The sequence below is a fragment of the Bifidobacterium sp. ESL0682 genome (assembly GCF_029392815.1).
Taxonomy (GTDB): Bacteria; Actinomycetota; Actinomycetes; order Actinomycetales; family Bifidobacteriaceae; genus Bifidobacterium.
In genome coordinates this window covers 1847570-1866836 of record NZ_CP113942.1, presented here as the reverse complement: position 1 = coordinate 1866836, position 19267 = coordinate 1847570, and the positions used below count along the sequence as shown (strand labels likewise).

The 19267-nt window shown below is 56.8% G+C and carries 8 protein-coding genes, 2 tRNA genes and 2 pseudogenes; 10 read left to right on the top strand and 2 right to left on the bottom strand.

The features are described 5' to 3' along the window. Positions 1-19 precede the first annotated feature (19 nt). The 5 genes and pseudogenes from OZX57_RS07735 to gltX all read left to right on the top strand — a co-directional run bounded on the left by OZX57_RS07735 (position 20) and on the right by gltX (position 9853). Positions 20-3155 (top strand): annotated as a pseudogene (locus OZX57_RS07735) (glycoside hydrolase family 38 C-terminal domain-containing protein). 50 nt (positions 3156-3205) lie between these two features. Beyond that, a complete protein-coding gene (locus OZX57_RS07730; RefSeq protein WP_277162066.1) occupies positions 3206-5221 on the top strand; it encodes a glycosyl hydrolase 115 family protein in 2016 nt (671 codons plus the stop codon). Positions 5222-5278: 57 nt separating this feature from the next. After that, on the top strand, positions 5279-6553 hold the full coding sequence (locus tag OZX57_RS07725; protein WP_277162065.1) for an AGE family epimerase/isomerase: 1275 nt from the start codon (positions 5279-5281) through the stop codon (positions 6551-6553). Positions 6554-6627: 74 nt separating this feature from the next. Continuing rightward, on the top strand, positions 6628-8172 hold the full coding sequence (locus OZX57_RS07720; RefSeq protein WP_277162064.1) for an alpha-L-arabinofuranosidase C-terminal domain-containing protein: 1545 nt from the start codon (positions 6628-6630) through the stop codon (positions 8170-8172). 157 nt (positions 8173-8329) lie between these two features. Next, complete coding sequence (gltX, locus tag OZX57_RS07715; RefSeq protein WP_277162063.1) at positions 8330-9853, top strand: glutamate--tRNA ligase; 1524 nt, start codon at positions 8330-8332, stop codon at positions 9851-9853. Positions 9854-10339: 486 nt separating this feature from the next. Here the strand turns inward: gltX and OZX57_RS07710 are convergent, their stop codons facing one another. After that, complete coding sequence (locus tag OZX57_RS07710) at positions 10340-10885, bottom strand: hypothetical protein (RefSeq protein WP_277162062.1); 546 nt, start codon at positions 10883-10885, stop codon at positions 10340-10342. Between the two features lie 2308 nt (positions 10886-13193). Between OZX57_RS07710 and OZX57_RS07705 the strand changes: the two genes are divergently transcribed. The 5 genes from OZX57_RS07705 to OZX57_RS07685 all read left to right on the top strand — a co-directional run bounded on the left by OZX57_RS07705 (position 13194) and on the right by OZX57_RS07685 (position 18323). After that, positions 13194-13266 (top strand) — tRNA-Glu (locus tag OZX57_RS07705). A 42-nt stretch (positions 13267-13308) separates the two neighbouring features. Then, positions 13309-13380 (top strand) — tRNA-Gln (locus OZX57_RS07700). A gap of 175 nt (positions 13381-13555) precedes the next feature. Continuing rightward, a complete protein-coding gene (locus OZX57_RS07695; protein WP_277162061.1) occupies positions 13556-14896 on the top strand; it encodes a metallophosphoesterase in 1341 nt (446 codons plus the stop codon). Positions 14897-15369: 473 nt separating this feature from the next. Next, positions 15370-15786 (top strand): hypothetical protein, encoded by a 417-nt coding sequence (locus OZX57_RS07690; RefSeq protein ID WP_277162060.1) that lies wholly within the window; start codon positions 15370-15372, stop codon positions 15784-15786. 5 nt (positions 15787-15791) lie between these two features. Then, positions 15792-18323 (top strand): BspA family leucine-rich repeat surface protein, encoded by a 2532-nt coding sequence (locus OZX57_RS07685; protein WP_277162996.1) that lies wholly within the window; start codon positions 15792-15794, stop codon positions 18321-18323. A gap of 79 nt (positions 18324-18402) precedes the next feature. On the opposite strand, the pseudogene OZX57_RS07680 reads toward OZX57_RS07685, so the two are convergent. After that, positions 18403-19125 (bottom strand): annotated as a pseudogene (locus OZX57_RS07680) (IclR family transcriptional regulator); the annotation flags it as partial. Positions 19126-19267 lie beyond the last annotated feature (142 nt).

Genomic DNA, 19267 nt, shown 5'->3' with positions numbered 1-19267 from the left:
AAATGTGATAGGGAAAAAGATGAAGATTAAAGTTGATCGTGAATTGGCCAAATGCGGTCGGTTCCTACACGACCGGATCGAGCCCCATATCGAGCGTACCGTCGTTTCGTGCGATGTGGCGATGGTCGAGAATCCCGGAGAGCCCGAGCCGGCGGGTGCGTTCATAGAACGTGCGGAGCGTGGTCAAGTGGCATTTTCACCCGCACGTTTCGGCGAGAAGTGGGGTACGACATGGGGAACCACATGGTTCCGCATCGAAGGCACCGTTCCCCAGGAAAGCCTTGCCGGTGGGCAGACCCTTGAACTCGTGGCGGATCTCGGTTGGGAGCCCGACAAGGTCGGAGGCCAGGCCGAAGGTTTGGTATACCGCGCCGACGGCACCGCCATCAAGGGGCTGCACCCGTTGAATAACTGGGTCAGGCTGACTGGCAACGCAAGCCTGCCCGACCTGATCAATGCCGATGGCTCGTTCAGGTTCTATATCGAGGCGGCCAACAATCCTTATCTCGTCGGTTGGCCGGCGCGCAGCACGGATCTGGGCGAAGGCCCGACCGGCAAGCGCGATCTGCCGTATCTGCTCAAGCGCATCGATATCGCCGCTTTTGATGAAGAGCTATGGAATTACGCGCGTGACCTCGAAGTGGTGCGTGGCCTGATCAGGTCGCTGGATTCCTCGACCGTTCGCTATTGGAAAGCCGTCAAAGCTCTGCAGCGTTCGTTGAATGCCTATGACGATGACGATATCGAAGGCACATTGGGCGCTGCTCGCGCATGCCTTAAGGAAGTGATGTCAAGCGAAGCGCCGAAAGACGTGCTGCATGAAAGCGCCATCGGACATTCGCATATCGATTCAGCGTATATGTGGCCCAAGCGCGAGACCCACCGCAAGGTCGCCAGAACCGTTTCCAACGCCTTGGCCTTGATGGATTATGACCCCGATTTCCGATACGCCATGAGTTCCGCGCAGCAGTATGAGTGGCTTCAGCAGGAGCATCCGGATATCTTCAAGCGCATGCTGCAGCGGGTGAAGGAAGGGCGTTTCATACCGGTGGGCGGCATGTGGGTTGAAGCCGACGCGGTGATGCCTGCCGGAGAATCCCTGGTCCGCCAGATCACGTTCGGCCGTCGTTATTTCAAGGACGTTTCTGGGCGTCGAGCCGCGAGGCATATGGCTGCCCGACAGCTTCGGCTATACCGGGGCCTTCCCGCAGATCGCCCGACGTGCCGGGTACGGATGGTTCCTGACGCAGAAAATCTCTTGGAACGACACCACCAAGTTCCCGCATCACTCGTTCATGTGGGAAGGCATCGACGGCACCGAAATACTCACGCATTTTCCGCCGACCGATACTTACGCCTCCGAAATGCAGCCTGAAGAGCTTCGCTATGCCGAATCGAACGCGCAGGATAAGGAGCTCATCGACCAGTCGCTGATGCTCTACGGCTATGGTGATGGCGGCGGCGGCCCGACGCGCGAGATGGTGGGGCGCATGCATCGGATGCGCAGTCTTGAGGGGCTTGCGACCTGCCAGTCGACCGCACCGGACGAATTCTTCGACAAGCTAGCCCAGCAGATGGATGATGCCGGCGACGAGCGTCCCCATTGGCGTGGTGAGCTCTATCTTGAGTTGCACCGGGCCACACTGACCTCGCAGCAGGACATGAAAAATGGCTGCCGCACTGAAGAGTCGCAATTACGCGCTCTCGAATACCTGTGCTGTGTCGCGGCGCTCGCTGACCAGGACTATAAGGTGCCGCGCGAGCAGATCAACGGCATCTGGAAGACCTTGCTTTTGAATCAGTTCCACGATATTTTGCCAGGTTCCGCCATTTCTTGGGCCCATCGCTTGGCTCGTGAGGATTACCAGCGGGATGAGGCGCTGCTCAAGGAACTGACCCGGCAGGCCTGCGACGCGATTGCGAAAGCCATGCCCGGCGAGCAAGTTCTTGCGCAAGGCAAGATATCGCAAGCCGATTGGAGAGGGCACGACCTGTCAATCGGGCAACGTGGCGGTATCCCCGTGACCTGCGAACGTGAACATGATGGCTATGTCCTCGATAACGGAATACTGCGTATCCTGGTCTCGTCGGAGGGAACGGTTGATTCGTTGGTCGATCTGGCCGAGGGCCGTGAATTGGTCGCTTCAGGCGAGCATCTGGCCCAGTACGCGTTGCTGACGGACAAGCCTTCGGAACGTGATGCGTGGGAGATTGATCGTGATGCGTTCCTTGGCCCTGTGGCCAAGGGGCTGCGCGATGTCACTATCGAAAAGCAGGGTGACAATGATCAAGCAACACTGCGCATCAGCGGCAACCTCGGTCGGGCTTCCCGCGTCTCGATGACGGTAAGCCTCAAAGCCGGCGCGAAAAAGCTCGATTTCACTTCCCAGGTGGACTGGAACGAAAAGGATCGTTTCCTTAAGGTGATGTTCCCTCTGGCATTGGTGACCGATAACGCGACCTACGAATGCCAGTATGGCACCGTGCAACGTCCGGTCTGCAAGAACACCGAAAGCGACGAGGCGCATTTCGAAAGCTGCACCCATCGGTTCGTCTATCTCGCCGAATCGAATTATGGCGTCGGCGTCGCGAACGCTTCGACGTATGGTGCGAGCGTCCGTGAGCTCGACGGCGACGAACGGGTGTGCGGCACCCAGCTGGGGATGTCGTTGCTTGAATCTCCGACATATCCCGATCCGCATACCGATGCCGGGCGTGTACACAGCTTTGCCTGGTCGGTGTGCGTCGGGGCGAGCCTTCCACAAGTGGTTGACGAGGCCAGTGAATTGAACGCTCCGGTGCTCAGCAACCTGCCTGTAGTGGATCCTCTGGTGTCCCTCGATTGCGAGCGCGGCCATATTGTTCTCGATTGGCTCAAGGAGGCTGACGACGGGTCTGGCGACATTGTCGTGCGTCTCTATGAGGCCGTGGGAGGCCAGGCGTCGGCGAAGTTGCGCACAAACGTTCTTATGGCCCAGGCTACGGTTCGTGAAACGGATTTGCTCGAGGAAAATCCTGTGCAGGGCTCCTTGGCGACCGCTTTGGTGGAGTCTCGAGCCGGTGCGCCGATTCCTGCCCAGGGAGCGCAACTACGCATGGGGCCTTACCAGCTGGCGACTCTGCGCCTGCATCGTTCCGGCGTAGAACGCGTCTGAAAGCGGTCCGGCAATCTTGCGATACATCTCTAACGGGAGTTGAAAAAACTATGTCAAGTTTCATCACTTCGCAAACACGGGTAGTCGGCGACAAGCCCTCGAAAGCGGTGTCGTTTGCCGTCGAGGACGTGCTGCGCGACATCGGCAAGGTGCTGTTGCCGGCAGGTGGCAAAGGTGCGGATATCGTGTTGGTCGCTGGACCGCACGATTCGGAAGCCTATGAGATTGATGCTGCCGGTGGCAATGTCGAGATTCATGCCGGTGACGATTTCGGTTTCATCTTCGGTCTGTACGCTTTCAGCCGCCAAATCCTCGGCGTCAAGGATTTCTGGTTCTGGGACAACCAGCGTTTTGAGCCGTGCGAGCGTATCGAAGTCGCGGATGATCTTCATATCGTCAGCAAGCCCGCCGCTGTCACCTACCGCGGTTTCTTCGTCAACGACGAGGTGCTGTTGGAGAATTGGCAGGTTGACAATGATAAGACCAAGCCTTGGCGTCTGGCCTTCGAGACGATCTATCGTTTGGGCGGCAATCTGGTTATCCCGGGTTCCGGCCAACGCGGGGAGCCGCATCTGAAACTGGCCCGCGATATGGGGTTCTATATCAATCAGCATCACGTCACGCCGTTGGGTGCACCAATGTTTGCGACGGCCTATCCCGGCATCGAGCCGCTTTGGCCCGAACAGAAAGACCGGTTCCAGGCCTTGTGGCAAAAGGCCATCGACGAGCAAAAGGACCAGCGCACGATATGGACGCTCGGTTTTCGTGGTCAGGGCGACCAGCCGTTCTGGAACGTGGACGCGCGTTACGATACTGACGAGGCGCGGGGCAAAGTGCTCAGCGAAGTCATTGATTTGCAATATAAAATGGTACAGCGTGCTTACCCCGGTGCGCCCTGCTGCATTTATCTGTATGGCGAGATGATGGATCTCTACCGCAAGGGGTTGCTGAAATACCCTGAGGCGTTGATCAAGATCTGGTCCGACAACGGTTTCGGCAGAATGGTTTCCCGGCGACAGGAGAACTGGAATCCCCGGGTTGCGGCGATGCCTGAAGGCGACGGGGGCAACGGTATCTATTACCATGCCAGCTTCTACGATCTGCAGGCGGCCAACCATATCACGCAGTTGTGCTGCGATCCCAGGCTCATTCAACAGGAGCTCGAAGCGGTGATCCGTAACGGCGGCGATGATGTATGGATCATCAATTCCTCGAATATCAAGCCTCATGTGTACATGCTCAATATGATTGCGGCGCTATGGCGTGAGGGGACGATCGATTTCGAGCAGACGGCCAAATCGTATATCGCCGATTACTATGGCGAACATAACGTCGAGGCCGTGTTTGCCCTGTTTGAACAGTATTGGAATATCGCCGTCCATTACGGTCCGAACTGGGACGATTGCGCGGGCGAGCAATACTTCAACCATGTCCCGCGCATGCTCATTACCCAGTATCTACGCAATCACAACGAGCCTTCCCCGGATCTCAAGTGGATGTGCGACGGCCCCGATCTCCATACCCAGGTCCTTCACTACCGTGACCAGGTGGCCCCTGCCGTAAAGCGTTACCGTGATTTCCTGCTGCAGGTTGAATCCGTCGCCGCACAAATCGAATTGAACGGTGATGCTGCCGAGGCCGGGCTGGTTCGTGACAGCATTGGTTTGATGGCCAATATCTACAGCCATTGCGTGGCCGGTGCCTGTTATGTGTGCCAGAGCCTGCTTCAGGCGGATCAGGAGCATTGGCGCCACGCGTTCTATTACGCCGGTCTTGCTCGCGACGAGTTCGCTGCGGGCAACGCCGCCATGCAGGGGCGTGAACACGGCAAATGGGCCGGTTTCTGGGATAATGACTGCCTGGCCGACGTCAGTCAGAGCGTCTATATCTGCGGCAAGTTGATGTCATATGCCCGTGTGATGGGTGACGGTCCGCACTTCTACCAATGGAAGCGTGACTTCATGTACCCCGAAGGCGAGAAAACCGTGTTTGTGATTGCGACGATGGAGAAGTACAAGACGGATGACGAGATATTCGTCGCCATGAAAGCCGCTTGGCAGCGCTGAGCATTGTCGAGATTTTAATGCAATAAATACAGTTTACCTGATAAGGAAAGATGAACAATGAAAGATACGGATACAAGCAAACAAGACGTTAAGACGTCGCAAGCGAATCCGAAATATGAGTTGGGAACAGTGGCCAACCGCACGTTCATGGCGAGCGAGACCTACGAGCTGCTGGACTTCGGCAAAGGTTTCCCGGTGCCGCAGGGAGGCTCGGGCTGGCTTGATGACGAGGGACATATCGATCCGTCGCACGGCGTGCAAACATGGATTACCGGGCGCATGACGCACGTCTACTCCATCGCCGCGATGTTGGGCTGGCCAGGCGCCGAGGCGCTGGTGGACGCTGGCCTCAAGGGGCTTATGGGCGTCCTGCACGATGACGTGAACGGCGGCTGGTATCCCTCGATTCGGGCCGATGGCACCCCCGAAGCCGGCAAGACCTGCTATCCGCACGCCTTCGTGATGCTTTCCGCATCCTCCGCCCTGCTAGCGGGGCATCCCGGAGCCAAGGAACTGCTCGACGAAGTCCTGAAAACCTACGACGAGTATTTCTGGGATGACGAAACCGGTCTGGCGGTGGATACGTGGAACAGCGATTTTACCGAGCTTGACGACTACCGCGGCGTCAACGCCAACATGCATACCACTGAGGCCTTCCTCGCCGTCGCCGACGCCACCGGCGACAACAAGTACCGCGTGCGCGCCGGACGCATCGTCGACCATGTCGTGGTCTGGGCAATGAACAATAACTGGCGCATCCCCGAGCACTTCGGACCGGACTGGTCGATCGACCTCGAGTACAACGCTGACAAGAAGGACGACCAGTTCAAGCCCTACGGCGCCACCCCGGGCCACGGCATCGAATGGGCCCGCCTCATCACGCAGTGGGCGTTGAGCTCCTTCGCCAACCGCGACGGGGCCTGGCCGTACATCGACGCCGCCGAACACCTGTTCCGCCAGGCGGTCGCCGACGGCTGGAACCGCGACGGCACGACCGGCATGGCCTACACCGTCGATTGGAACGGCGACCCGGTGGTCACCGACCGCATGCACTGGACGCTGGCCGAGTCGCTCAACACGTCCGCCACGCTCTACAAGGCCACCGGCAAGGAAGAGTACCGCAATTGGTACGCTCAGTTCGCCCGGTACGTCGACGAGCATCTGATCGACCATGACAAAGGCAGCTGGTTCCATCAGCTCGACAAGGACAACCATGTCATCGGCACAGTCTGGCCGGGCAAGTCCGACGTCTACCACGCCTTTCAGTCCACCCTTATCCCGTATCTCGACCCCGCCGTCTCCATCGCCACCGCAATCAAAAACGCAGAATAGTCAAGCAAAAAAGAACCGCTCAACGTTGGAATATGGAAGCATGTTTCAACAGCAAGCATATTTATTGGGGAATAATGCATAATAATTCATCGAAGTTGCAAGCTCAGTTTGTTATTGATAATGATTTCGAAGTGGAGAAGGTTGACGACAGACTGTTTGGCTCGTTCGTTGAACATCTCGGTCGTTGTGTATATACAGGAATTTACGAACCAGGTCATCCCACTGCCGACGAAAATGGTTTCCGTCAGGACGTGATTGACCTGGTCCGCGAGCTCGGAGCAACGACCATTCGATATCCCGGCGGGAATTTCGTGTCTGGATATCGTTGGGAAGACGGTGTCGGTCCGAAACAAGAGCGTCCGAGGCGTTTGGATCTGGCCTGGCATTCCACCGAAACCAACCAGTTCGGTCTCCATGAGATGGTCAAGTGGCTGCGCAAGGTAAGCAGCAACGAGCTGATGGAGGCGGTAAATCTCGGTACTCGCGGACTGGAAAGTGCGCTTGATCTGCTGGAATATGCCAATATTCCTGGAGGCACGAAACTCTCCGAGCAACGTCGTGCCAACGGTGCTGATAAGCCGTTCGACATCCGCATGTGGTGCTTGGGCAATGAGATGGATGGTTCTTGGCAGCTAGGGCACAAGTCGGCCGAAGATTACGGCACATTGGCCGCATCGGTGGCTCGTGGCATGCGCCAGATGGACCCGAACCTTGAACTTGTGGTGTGCGGTTCGTCGTCGCATGGCATGCAAACCTTCGGTACCTGGGAGGAGACGGTGCTTTCCAAGGCCTATGATCTGGTTGATTTTGTTTCCTGCCACGCCTACTATCAGCCCCACGACGGCGACATGGCGAGCTTCCTTGCCTCCGGTGTGGATATGGACGGGTTCATTCGTGATGCCGCTTCCACCATCGACGCGACTAAGGCGAGGCTCAAGAGCGAGCACAACGTCTATCTTTCCTTTGATGAATGGAACATTTGGTATCACGATGCTGAGGAAAGCAAGAATCCTGAGGGAATTGGCAATTGGCCAGTTGCCCCGCATCTTCTCGAAGATGTGTATTCGGCAGTAGATGCGGTGGTGTTCGGCGATCTGATGATCACCCTGTTGAAGAACGCGGATCGCGTTCATGCGGCAAGTCTGGCGCAGTTGGTGAACGTCATTGCACCGATTATGACGGCTCCCGGCGGCCCGGCGTGGCGGCAGACGACGTTCTACCCGTTCTCGATCACCGCGAAGCTGGCGAAGGGCGGCACGGTGCTGGAGCCGAAGCTGGATTCCGCACAGGTGTCCACGCCGCGTTATGGCGAAGTGGACGTTGTCAACGCGGTGGCGGTGCGCGGCGCGGACGGCTCGGTGTCCGTCTTCGCGGTCAACCGTTCTTTGGAAGACGAGGCCGAATTCGAAATCAAGCTGCCCGCCGAGCTGTGTGGCAACTCCGAGCTGAAACTGGATGCCAAGACGCTGCATGATGACGACATGTTCGCGAAGAACACCCTTGAGCAGCAAAATCGTGTAACTCCTCATACCAATGAAACCGCTGCGCTTGACCTGCAATCCGGCAGCGTGAAGATTGCGTTGCCGCCGGTTTCGTGGACGGCGATTCATATAAAGTAGTAGTCGGTATTTTTGGCAGCCGGGAGGTGCTCCTGGCTGCCAATTTTTATTGTTTTATGTGTGTGAACTCGCTTTTTCTGGCGTGACGGGGAAGCGTACCAGTTTTTAAAGCTATATAACCGGTATTCCCGTCAAACTCGCGCGGCATAATGGGGCTATGACTGAAAACGCAACTGATTCTAGACCTGAACTGCCCAAAGACGTTCGCGTGCGCTTCTGCCCGTCGCCCACCGGCACGCCGCACGTCGGCATGGTACGCACCGCCCTCTTCAACTGGGCGGAGGCGCGTCATACGCATGGCACCTTCGTCTTCCGCATCGAAGACACGGACAACGTGCGCGACACCGAGGAAAGCTACAACCAGATCATTGATGCGCTGAACTGGCTGAACATCGATTGGGACGAGGGCATCAACGTTGGTGGCCCTGACGGCCCGTACCGCCAGTCCGAGCGCAGCGACATCTATAAGGACGTGGCTCAGAAGCTGCTCGATGCCGGCTATGCCTACGAATCCTATTCCACCGCCGAAGAGATTGAGGCGCGCAACGTTGCTGCCGGCCGCCCCAAGGCGTTCGGCTACGACGGCTACGACCGCAACTTGACTGAGGAGCAGAAGGCTGCGTTCAAGGCCGAGGGCCGCAAGCCCGCGCTGCGCATCAAGATGCCTGACGAAGACATCGCCTTCGACGACCTCATCCGCGGTCATATCGAGTTCAAGGCCGGTAGCGTTCCCGATTATGTTATCGTGCGCCCGAACGGCGATCCGCTCTACACGCTCACCAACCCGGTCGACGATGCGATGATGCGCATCAACGTCGTGCTGCGCGGCGAGGATTTGCTGAGCTCCACGCCCCGTCAGGTCGTGCTCTACCGTTACCTCATCGAGCTCGGTGTCGCCAAGGAGATGCCGCTCTTCGGCCACATGCCCTACGTCATGGGCAAGGGCAAGAAGAAGCTCTCCAAGCGTGACCCGGAGTCCAATCTTTTCCTGCATCGTGAGAACGGCTTCATTCCCGAAGGCCTGCTCAACTATCTGGCGCTGCTCGGCTGGTCGATCGCGCCCGACCGCGACGTGTTCAGCATGGACGAGATGGTCGAGAAGTTCGACATCCGCGACGTGAAGGCCAATCCGGCCCACTTCGATATCGACAAGGCCATCTCCATCAACGCCGAGCACATCCGCATGCTCGAGCCGCAGGACTTCCTCAACCGTTCCGTGCCGTACCTGCACCGCGACGGCGTGGTTTCCGCCGATTCGTGGGATAAGCTGACCGACCGCGAACGCCAGATTCTCACCGATTCCGCGCCGCTGATTCAGCCGCGCGTGCGTCTGCTTGGCGAGGTCGCCGGTATGGCCGGAAGCCTTCTGAGCGAAGACGAATACATCGAGCCCGAGGATGACGCGCGCAAGACGCTCAAGGATTCCGCTCCCGAGGTGCTTGACAAGGCCATCGAAGCGCTCGCTGCCGTAGACGAAGCCGACTGGAAGACCGACAACCTCCATGAAACGCTCAACAAGGCGCTGGTCGAAGACGGCGGTTTCAAGCCACGTCTGGCGTTCGGCCCGGTGCGTGTGGCTATGTCCGGCCGCCGCGTCTCCCCGCCGCTTTTCGAGTCCATGGAGATCGTCGGCAAGCCGCTGACCCTCGCCCGCTTGAAGGGGCTGCGCGAGCATCTGTAGAACGCATATAGGATTTTCTGATTGAACTTAATCGGAAGATTCATAGTTACAAGGGCTGTCCTGAGAAGGGCAGCCCTTTTGTTTTGCTGTGTATAGAGGCTTCTTTAGTATCGTTTGAGCCTTGTATTTTTTAAGAAGCTATGCGCTAAACTTCTTAAATATTTTTAGAAGTTTGTGTCATTCATTGAAATTTGATGAACGACATATGACTTCATCTTGCGGATTAGAAAAGGTAGATGGGCACCGGCACGGAGGTTGGTTTGGGTTTGTTGGTTTACCGTGCCGGCACCCGATATGTTCCCGTCAGGGGGTGTTAAGGCCGGGCGGGAAGTCTTTGGTTGGTTATGGCGTGGATGTGTCTTCTGTCCGCGCTTCTAAGACGGGACGGACGTTCGAATCGTCCCGCAAGTCTTTGGTTGTGTGGATGTGGTTCCTATATTGGGCGGTGTGGCGGCTGCGTGTTCGGAGCGCCGCCACACCGTTGGCCTATCTGCTGTGGCGGGCGTTCTTGCGGCGTTGGTTGCGTAGGCTGCTGGCCGCGGCGAGCAGGATCAATGCCGCGCCGAGGCCGCCCGCAAGCAGCGTGGCGAGGTGTTGTGGTTGCCCGCCGGTGAGTGGGAGGTTGTGGGCGTAGAGGCCGGCCAGCCGGATGGGGCCATTTTGGGCTTGATCGCTGGTGATGGTGCTGCCGGCGGGGACGCGCCAGGGGTCTTGGGCCGTGAGTGTGGCGGTGAGGTTCCATTGACCGCCGTTGTCAAGGGCGTGGTCGTCTGGTGTGGGGATGGTGATGGTCCAGTGGTGGCTGGTGGCGCCGTCGTAAGGGAGGGGGCTTCCGCTGGCGTCGGTGGCGCTGGTGGAAGCCGGCCCTTGGCAGGTGGGTGTACCGCCGGTGGTCGGGGTGTAGCAGGCGGTGATGATGTCGTTGGCCGCCCATGGTTGGCTGTCGCCGCTGAGGGTGATGTGGTTGGTGGCGGGGTCACGGGTGAAGTTGAGGTTGGTGGGTGTGTTGACGTGGTGCCAGACGGCATACAACGTGGTGGTGTGGCTGCTGGCGATGCCGGGTGCGCGGCTCCCAGGGTTATAGCTGGTGTCGGCGCTGGTGGCGGTGGCGGACGGGCTCCATCCGGCGAAGACGTCCTTGGCGCCTTTAGAAGGGATGGTACCGGTGGGTATGGTGATGCGACTGAGGTTGTCGCTTGAGTCCGCCAGTCCGGACAGGGTGCCGGTGGGCGCTCCCGTCCCGCCGTTCGCGTCGAACTTGATGCTGGCGTAGGGCAGTATACCTTGAGCTCTGCAGTGCCGCTTGTCACATCCCGCCCAGTGGCAGGGTCTTGTCTGGTGAGGGTGGCCTTCAAATCGTATTGGTCGGCCCAGTCGCTGCGTAGCTGGCTAGGATAGGCGTCCTGCCACGTGTAGGTGTCGCTCTCGCCTGTCGTATAGGTATGGGTGGCATCCCACTGGCTGCCGGTCGTGACCCACAGGTGGAGCTTGTCACCGACCAGGTGGTCGGTCACTTTCGCGCTCATGCCAACGGTTGGATCGCCGGTGGCTGGCACGTGTACTGGCGGCGTGGTGATCGACGGCGCGTTCAAGGTTTTCCATTGCGCGTACACGGTGATGGTACGCGCCGGGTATGAGTTACCTTGGCCGATGGTGAGTTGTTGGTTGGGCGTGTAACTGGTGCCATACCCGTAGGGGCTGGTGTTCCAACCGCTCAGGAGGCTACCGGGTTTGTTGTCGGTGATAGCGGTGGCGGGCATGGTGAGGGTTTGTGCACTGAGACTGGTGTCGACGTGGGTAGTCCAGTTGGCGGGCATCGACCCGCCGTTGGCATAGGCGATGAGTCGCACGCCAGTAGGAAGCAACTTTTGGTCTACGTACACGCCTGCCGGGTTACTGCCAGCGGCTCGGGTTTGTAGTTGACTGGTGGTGCCGCTCCATTGGGGGTTGGCGAGCGTGTAATCCCACGGGTCAGAAACCAATGCGTTAACCTTCACCCATGTTGACACTGAAACACCATTAAGAAAATCAGGCCACGACCCGTTAGTGGTTTCATGGAAGCTCGCGTTCGGGCCTAACGCCACCGCGCGCAACTTGCTGCAATAGGAGAACATCTGGCTCATAACGCCGTTGCTTCTGGTATCGAAACTGCTCAGATCCAGTGACGTCAGCTCGTAACAGCCGAAGAACATGAAGGCTGAGTTGTTGACTTTGCTGGTATCGAAACTGCTCAAGTCCAGTGATGTCAAGTGGGAGCATTCTCTGAACATATTGGCCATGACGTCGGTGTAGCTAGTGTTGAAACTGCTCAGGTCCAGTGATGTCAAGCTGCGGCATTGGTAGAACATGGTGTTTCCGCTATTTCGGGCGAGGTAGACCTTGTAGCCAGGCGCTACCTTAAACGATGACATATTCGAACACTCACGGAACATGTCGCTGCCGGTGATGGTGAGGTTCCCTTCAATACTTACTGCGCGAATAGAAGTCCTGATAGCGTTGCTCCACGGACCGTAAGTATACAAAACAGTTGATGTGGTGCCACCGGAGAGGTGCATGGTGCAGTCACTGTCTAACGACCAACTGACTGTGCTGAGGTCCTGACCAGGGAAATAGGCACCGTAAGGCGTACCCAGATTTCCCGAGGTCGGTGAGCAGGTGGCTTGCGGGCCGACTATCGGCTCATGCTCAGGGTTGGACTGTGGCGATGGGATAAGGGTGGTGCCTTTGGATCGGTTGATGCTGGCCTGCGAAACGGTGTGCATTTGATGGGAGGGTGCAGCGCTGAAGATCTTCGAGGAACGTGAAAAATGGATACCGTGAGGGGAACTGGAAGCCCGTTGGGAATCGGGATGGACTGCGGGAGTGTTGGAAGATGAAGGGTGGTAACGCGACAGTGCGGGATTTGGTGAGGCAGATGTGACGGAGGATAGGGAATTTAATATTTTGTCATGTATTGCGGGGGGCGATATTTGTTGTTGTAATACACAATGCGAACGCAACGATAGCTTTGAAAACATCCATGGTACCAAACCTCTTTTGAATCTACTGCTACGTACCCAATTACGCAGTAGTAAAAATTAATAACAATACAAATATACACATGCCGTCGAACTTTTTACTAAATTCTGAGGATACGGAGTGAGTCTGGACTTGCCGTATTGAGGGTAAGAGTGAGACTCATGGCCATCTTCGTGTATGTCTCGAAGCTCTTGAAGCGGGGTGCTGTTTTTGTCTGTCGTTGGCCGGCTAATACGCTGAGAGCAACACGCCGGGTTGCGTTCGTTCGTGCTTTCCTATAGACTACTGGTTTGTTGCCTTGGGAAGGGCAGCATATAAGTTGGCCTCCATCGTCTAGCGGTCTAGGACTACGCCCTCTCACGGCGCCAACATCGGTTCAAATCCGATTGGAGGTACGAAGTGCTATAGTTGCTAATCGGCTACAGCACCAAGCCAATTGGGGTATGGTGTAATTGGCAACACGGCTGATTCTGGTTCAGTTGTTCTTGGTTCGAGTCCAGGTACCCCAGCAAAGATGCAGAAAGCCTCGCAGCTTCGGTTGCGGGGCTTTTTTGTTGCTTGATTCGGTCGTGATGCAACGCGATGTCGCTGCACGAGACGCGTTGCTGAAAGGTGACGAGGCCGCCGTGCTGATGTATGGTGATGAAAGGTAACAGGTGCTAGCGCTAAGGAAAAGGTTGAGCGATGACTGAACTTACGCATGTGGCCAAGGATTCCACGGATTTTGAGTCCAAGCCGCGCATCCAACCGGTCCATCCGGGCGACACCCGTCCGGTGTCCGTCTCGGCCCGTCTTGGTCGTTTGCAGTTCCACGATTCCGGCAAGTTCCGCGTTCTGGTCTTGGCCGATATTCAGGACGGTCCGAAAGTCAATGCCGACACCATCAGGCTTATCGAGGCTGCGGTCGACAGCTCGCGTCCGGATATCGTGATTTTCCCGGGTAATCAGATTGCCGGGTACGACAAGGCCTACGCCAAGACCTTCCGTAAGCGCACATGGACGCCGCAGAAGTGGTCGATGGGCACGGCGGCCACGAACCAGCGCGATACCGAGCTTGAGCACACTCGTGAACTGGTACGGCAGGAGATTTCGCAGTTCGTCTCGCCGCTGATCGAGCGCAAGATTCCGTGGGCCGTCACCTATGGCAACCATGATTTTCAGTGTGGGCTTTCCAACGTCGAGCTTGATGAGATCTACCGCGAATTCCCGGGTTGCCTGAACCCGGAACCCACCATTAAACGTTCCGATCGCCCGCGTAAGCAGCCCGGCAGCGGTCTGCCGGACCAATACATCTATCCTTGTGAACCGGGCACATTCGCGTTGCCGGTCAGCGAAGACCACAAAGGCGATAATGTGTTTGGCCTGGTGCTGTTCAATTCCGGCGATTATGGCAAGCTCGGCGGATACGGGGCTCCCAGCCCGCGTGCGCTCGACTTTCTGAAGGCCGTGCCGGATTTGATCGGCGCCAAATCGATGGTATTCCAGCATATTCCGGTGCCGCAGTACTACGACTTGCTCAAGGAAGTGCCCGCCACTGCTGCACATGCAGTCGAAGGCTATCGCACGTTCGCCGGCCACAATTACGTGATTGATGAGAGCAAGACGTTGCCGGGCAGTTTTCTGGGGGAGGGCGTCAGTTGCCCCGACACCGATACCGGTGAATTCGATATTTTAAAGTCGACCGACGGCTATTTCGCATTGCTCGCCGGCCACGACCACCGCAACCGTTTCGTTGGCACCACTGATGGTCTGATGCTTGCCGCCACGCCGACCTGCGGGTTCGGTTCCTACGGTCCCGCTCCGGCCCAGCGCGCCGCGCGCCTGATTGAATTCGATATCCGTCACCCCTATCAACCGCGCACCCAGCTGCTCGAGTTCGGTGATCTGGTGGGCAAGTCAAGCTCCAACAAGCCTTATACATACGCGCTCAATGGCACTCCTGATGCCGCAAAAGAGGGCACGAATCTTCTGCGCCGTCCCCGCCTTCTGGCTCAGATTCTACGCAAGATGCATTTGAAGAAGTAGCGGCTGAGGGGACTTATTTTCGATAAGTAGCTGGTGCCAGGTGATGGTCGGTGCCAGCTATTGTGTTTTTCGCTGTTGCATGCTAGGTCCGCTGATGATTAGGGTCGAGTTCCTGTGATTTCCAATACGTCAATCGTTTCATGTTTGTTACAAACTATCCGATTGGAAACCCTATGTCAAACGATATATATTGCTGAGAGCAGAATTTTAAAAAATTTCGAAAAATTGCATTTTCTCGCGTAATTTTATATATTTTTCAACTCTTTTTGACAATAGTTAACTAAATCATAGTGATATATCTAATAAAACATAGTTCTAATTATCGTTTGATGTTTCTTTTTGATGTGGTCAAGGAATAACGGTTAACGCCGGCATTAAAGTGTCATTCGCAAGCGAAGTAGCTTCATGGGTTTGTAGCTGCGTTTTGCTGTGTTTCTGTGGTTTGAATCAGGATGTTGGTAAGGAAAAGTGAGATGAAGAAAAACATAGTTGTTGGTGTGCTGGTCGCAGCTGCTATGATAGCGGCCCCAGTTACCGCTTCTGCGAGCGAGACAAGCATGGTTGCCAAGCCCGCAGGCGTGCTTACTCGCAGTGGATGCCTTGGTTCGGCGCCGGCGCAAGGCGGGCATGCCGGTTGGATGAAGACAGTAGACAAATCCGGCGAATGCACATTGACCATCGCGGCCGATGCCTCTGGTAATGATGCCATGCCTAATGATGCCAATGTCATTTCGGGCGGCCACGTCGATTCTAATATCGACCATATTGTGTTTCAGGGCCCGAACAAGACGAAGCTGAACAATGTCAGCGCCGGCTATTTCAAGGCTACAAAAATAACGGTGGGTTCAAAAGCTTCGCGTCCAACGGTTTCGTCGACACTTCCGCAGTGACCAAGATGCACGCCATGTTCTCGTCCGATTGGGCATTACGCTCCTTGGATGTTTCTGGTTTTGATACCTCGAACGTGACGGATATGGGCTATATGTTCGCCGACAACCAGAGTGCGGCGGGTACTAAAGGACTATCCACCATTGATGGTCTGACCGATTTTAATACCTCGAAGGTCACTGACATGTCCGCAATGTTCTACAGCGGCCATTACAGTTCCTTGGACCTTTCGAGTTTTGATACTAGGAACGTCACGACTATGCGTTCCATGTTCCTGGTTAACACTCATCTGGAGTCCATCCGAGGCCTGCAGAATTTCAAGACCCCGAAACTGACCGATTTGGCCTACGCGTTCGACACCGTAGCCGTGAGTTCTTTGGATCTTTCCGGCTTCGACACTTCGCATGTCACCGATATGAGCTCCATGTTCACCGGTTCGTCCCTGCTGAATACCATCAAAGGCATTGAGAACTTTGATGTCAGCCAGGTGATGAGCATGAGCGGCATTTTCACCAAAACTGCTTTGACTTCGCTTGACCTGACCAAATGGAAGACGGTCAATGTGCAGGGCGGCCTTGGTGTCAGCCTGCCGTCGACGCTCCGGGAATTTACGGTCGGCTCGACGGCTGCGCCCGGCTCGCCTTTAACGTATCGCACGCAGATCAATGGCCTTCAACAGGCGAACGGCGGCCGTGAGCAAAACGGCTACACGGGCAAGTGGGCTCTGGTGGTCGACTCGCCGATTGCCAATAATGGTTCAATCACCGAATATGACGCCCCGAATCTGCAGGACGCCATCAACCAGAACCCGCGTAATCAGTCCGAGACCTTCGTATGGGAACGCTATCGTGACGTCACCGCCACCGTTTCGGTTCCTGACAAGAATCACAAGGTTGACGGCAACGATGTCACCTTGCGCAGCCATGGCTATTCGGCAAGCGTGCCGCAGACGAGTGGTGCTCCCGTCAAGGTTGAGCGTTTCGTTCCGGTGACCTTGCCTGCTGGTCCCACAAGGCTTCGTTACGCCAACGGTGACCGCGCCTCCTATGACTATGCGTATGCGGGTTGGAAGGACACCTCTTCCAACGCTTCTTACGCCGTTGGTGCCCAGATGATTCCTGAGAACGAGAGCACGACCGTCGCTTCGCAGTGGACTCGGGTGCGAGATGGCAGCGCATTGAACGACGAGGTCGTCAACGACTCGAACTTGGTGCAGAAGGATTACGTGTCTTCGACATGGTCCCCCTTCGACGAAGCATTGACTGCAGCGAACAAGGCGCTCGACGATGCCAGCGCAAGCCAGACCGCGATCGACAATGCCTTGAAGGATTTGACCTCAGCGCGCAACGGACTGGAACTGATGCCGAACAAGCTGGCTCTGACCACACTGTTGGACATGGCTAACGCCAAGCACCAAGACGATTACCGTCCCTCGACGTGGTCGCAACTTTCTGAAGCGGTCAAGCAGGCCGATGCTGTGAACGCCAATGTTGATGCGACGGGCAGCGATGTGAACTCTGCCGTCAAGGCGTTGAAGCGTGCCATCAACGGGCTTGAGCGCAAGGCCGATATGAGCGGACTTACCGTGCTGGTCAACAAGGCTGCCGCTGTGCATCAGGCCGATTACACTGCTGAGTCCTGGAACGCCTTGTCTCCGGCGTTGTCCGCCGCTCAGGACGTGCTCGGCAATGACGACGCCACTCAAAAAGACGTCAACGTTGCTCAAAACACCTTGCTCGCTGCACTCTCCGGACTGGAGAAACCGCAGAAAGTGGTTATCGAGCACGTCCACGATCACCAGTCTGCAAGCAATAACAGTGGTCAGGGCCATCAGGCAGACCACAGCCATGAGAATAGTCAGAATCAGCATGGTGACCAGAACCATGGAAATGGTCAGAATCAGCACGGTAACGTGAACCATGAGAATGGTCAGGACCAGCACCATAACCAGAGCCATGAAAACGGCCAGGAACACCAAACCGTCCAGCACCATCAGAGCAGCACGCAGCCGCAGCCTGTGGCATCGGCTCAACCCGCCACGCCTGCGCAACCTGCCGTGCCCGCTCCGACGTCGCAACCTACGCAGACCGTCAATCATTACTATTACGTTTCTGCGCCCAGCCTGCCGGCTCAGCCTGCGACGGTGAACCGTGTCGTGGTGCAGCGTCCGAAGATTCTTCCCGCTCCCGTGATCGGTGCACAGAACAGCACGCAAGGTGCTCCGCAGAATGATTCCACTAGTGATGGTGACACTATCAAGACTCCGAAGAAGGAATCCGGAAAACGCATCTGCAAGATGGACAATGGTCATTACGCCACCATGAGTAAATGGGTTGAACCTGCTTCCTCGTCGGATCTGCCGATGTGCTCGGTATTGTCGTCTCCTCAGCAGTACGTAGCGCCGAAGTCCCACTTCGATTGGTGGATTTTGGTTGACTTGATTCTCGCTGTTGCCACCGTTGTGTTGGGAATTATGTACTATCGCAGCACGCGTCGTGACGATCAGGACGATACTGTTTCGGAATATGATATGCAGTGATATTTGAGTTGATATAAACAGACGGCGGGCCACTCCCAGAGTAATCGGGAGCGGCCCGCCGCCTGTTATTAGACAGTGCTTATCTGCCGGCGCTGGCCTTCATCAGGGCATCGGACAGATACTTACCGCCGGCCATGACGTACGGGGCGTAACGACGGCCGGGTGAGGGGCCCATACGGCCGGAAGGGCCGGAGATGGAAATGGCAGCGATGACTTGGCCGGAGGAGTTGCGGATTGGTGCAGAGACTGAGCAGACGCCTTCCTCGCGTTCGTTCACTGAATCGGCCCATCCGCGTCGACGGACGGTTGCCAACGTGGAAGTCGTGAACTTGGCGTGGCGCAGGCCCTGGTGAAGTCGCTCGGAATCCTCCCAAGCGACGAGAATCTGTGCGGCACTGCCGGCCTGCATCGAAAGCATGGCGCCGACGGGAATGGAATCATGCAGCCCGCTGGCCCGCTCAACGGCAGCGATGCAGACACGTTGGTCACCTTGGCGGCGGTAAATCTGTGCGGATTCTCCGGTGCGGTCCAAAAGCGTTTGAAGGATTGGCCCGGCGGCTGTCAGCAAGCGGTCTTCGCCGGCGGCAGTGGCCAGTTCGGCGAACCTCGAACCTAGAATAAAGCGGCCATGCTGGTCGCGAAGGACGAAACGATGACGTTCCAGCGCAATGGCCAGGCGATGCGCGGTAGGACGTGCAAGCCCTGTGGCTGCAACGAGTTGGCCCAGTGTGGAAGGCCCACTTTCCAGGGCCTCAAGAATCTTGACTGTCTTATCAAGGACGCCGACGCCGGAATGAATCTCGTCGTGAATAGGGGCACGACTTGAGGTTTGGGCAGTATTGCCGGTTGCTTGGGGCGCGCTTGAGACCCGCGCCGCTTGGGGATCCTTTGATGATGAGTCCATACATGAATATTATACAGTGGGGTCTATCACCTTATTTATC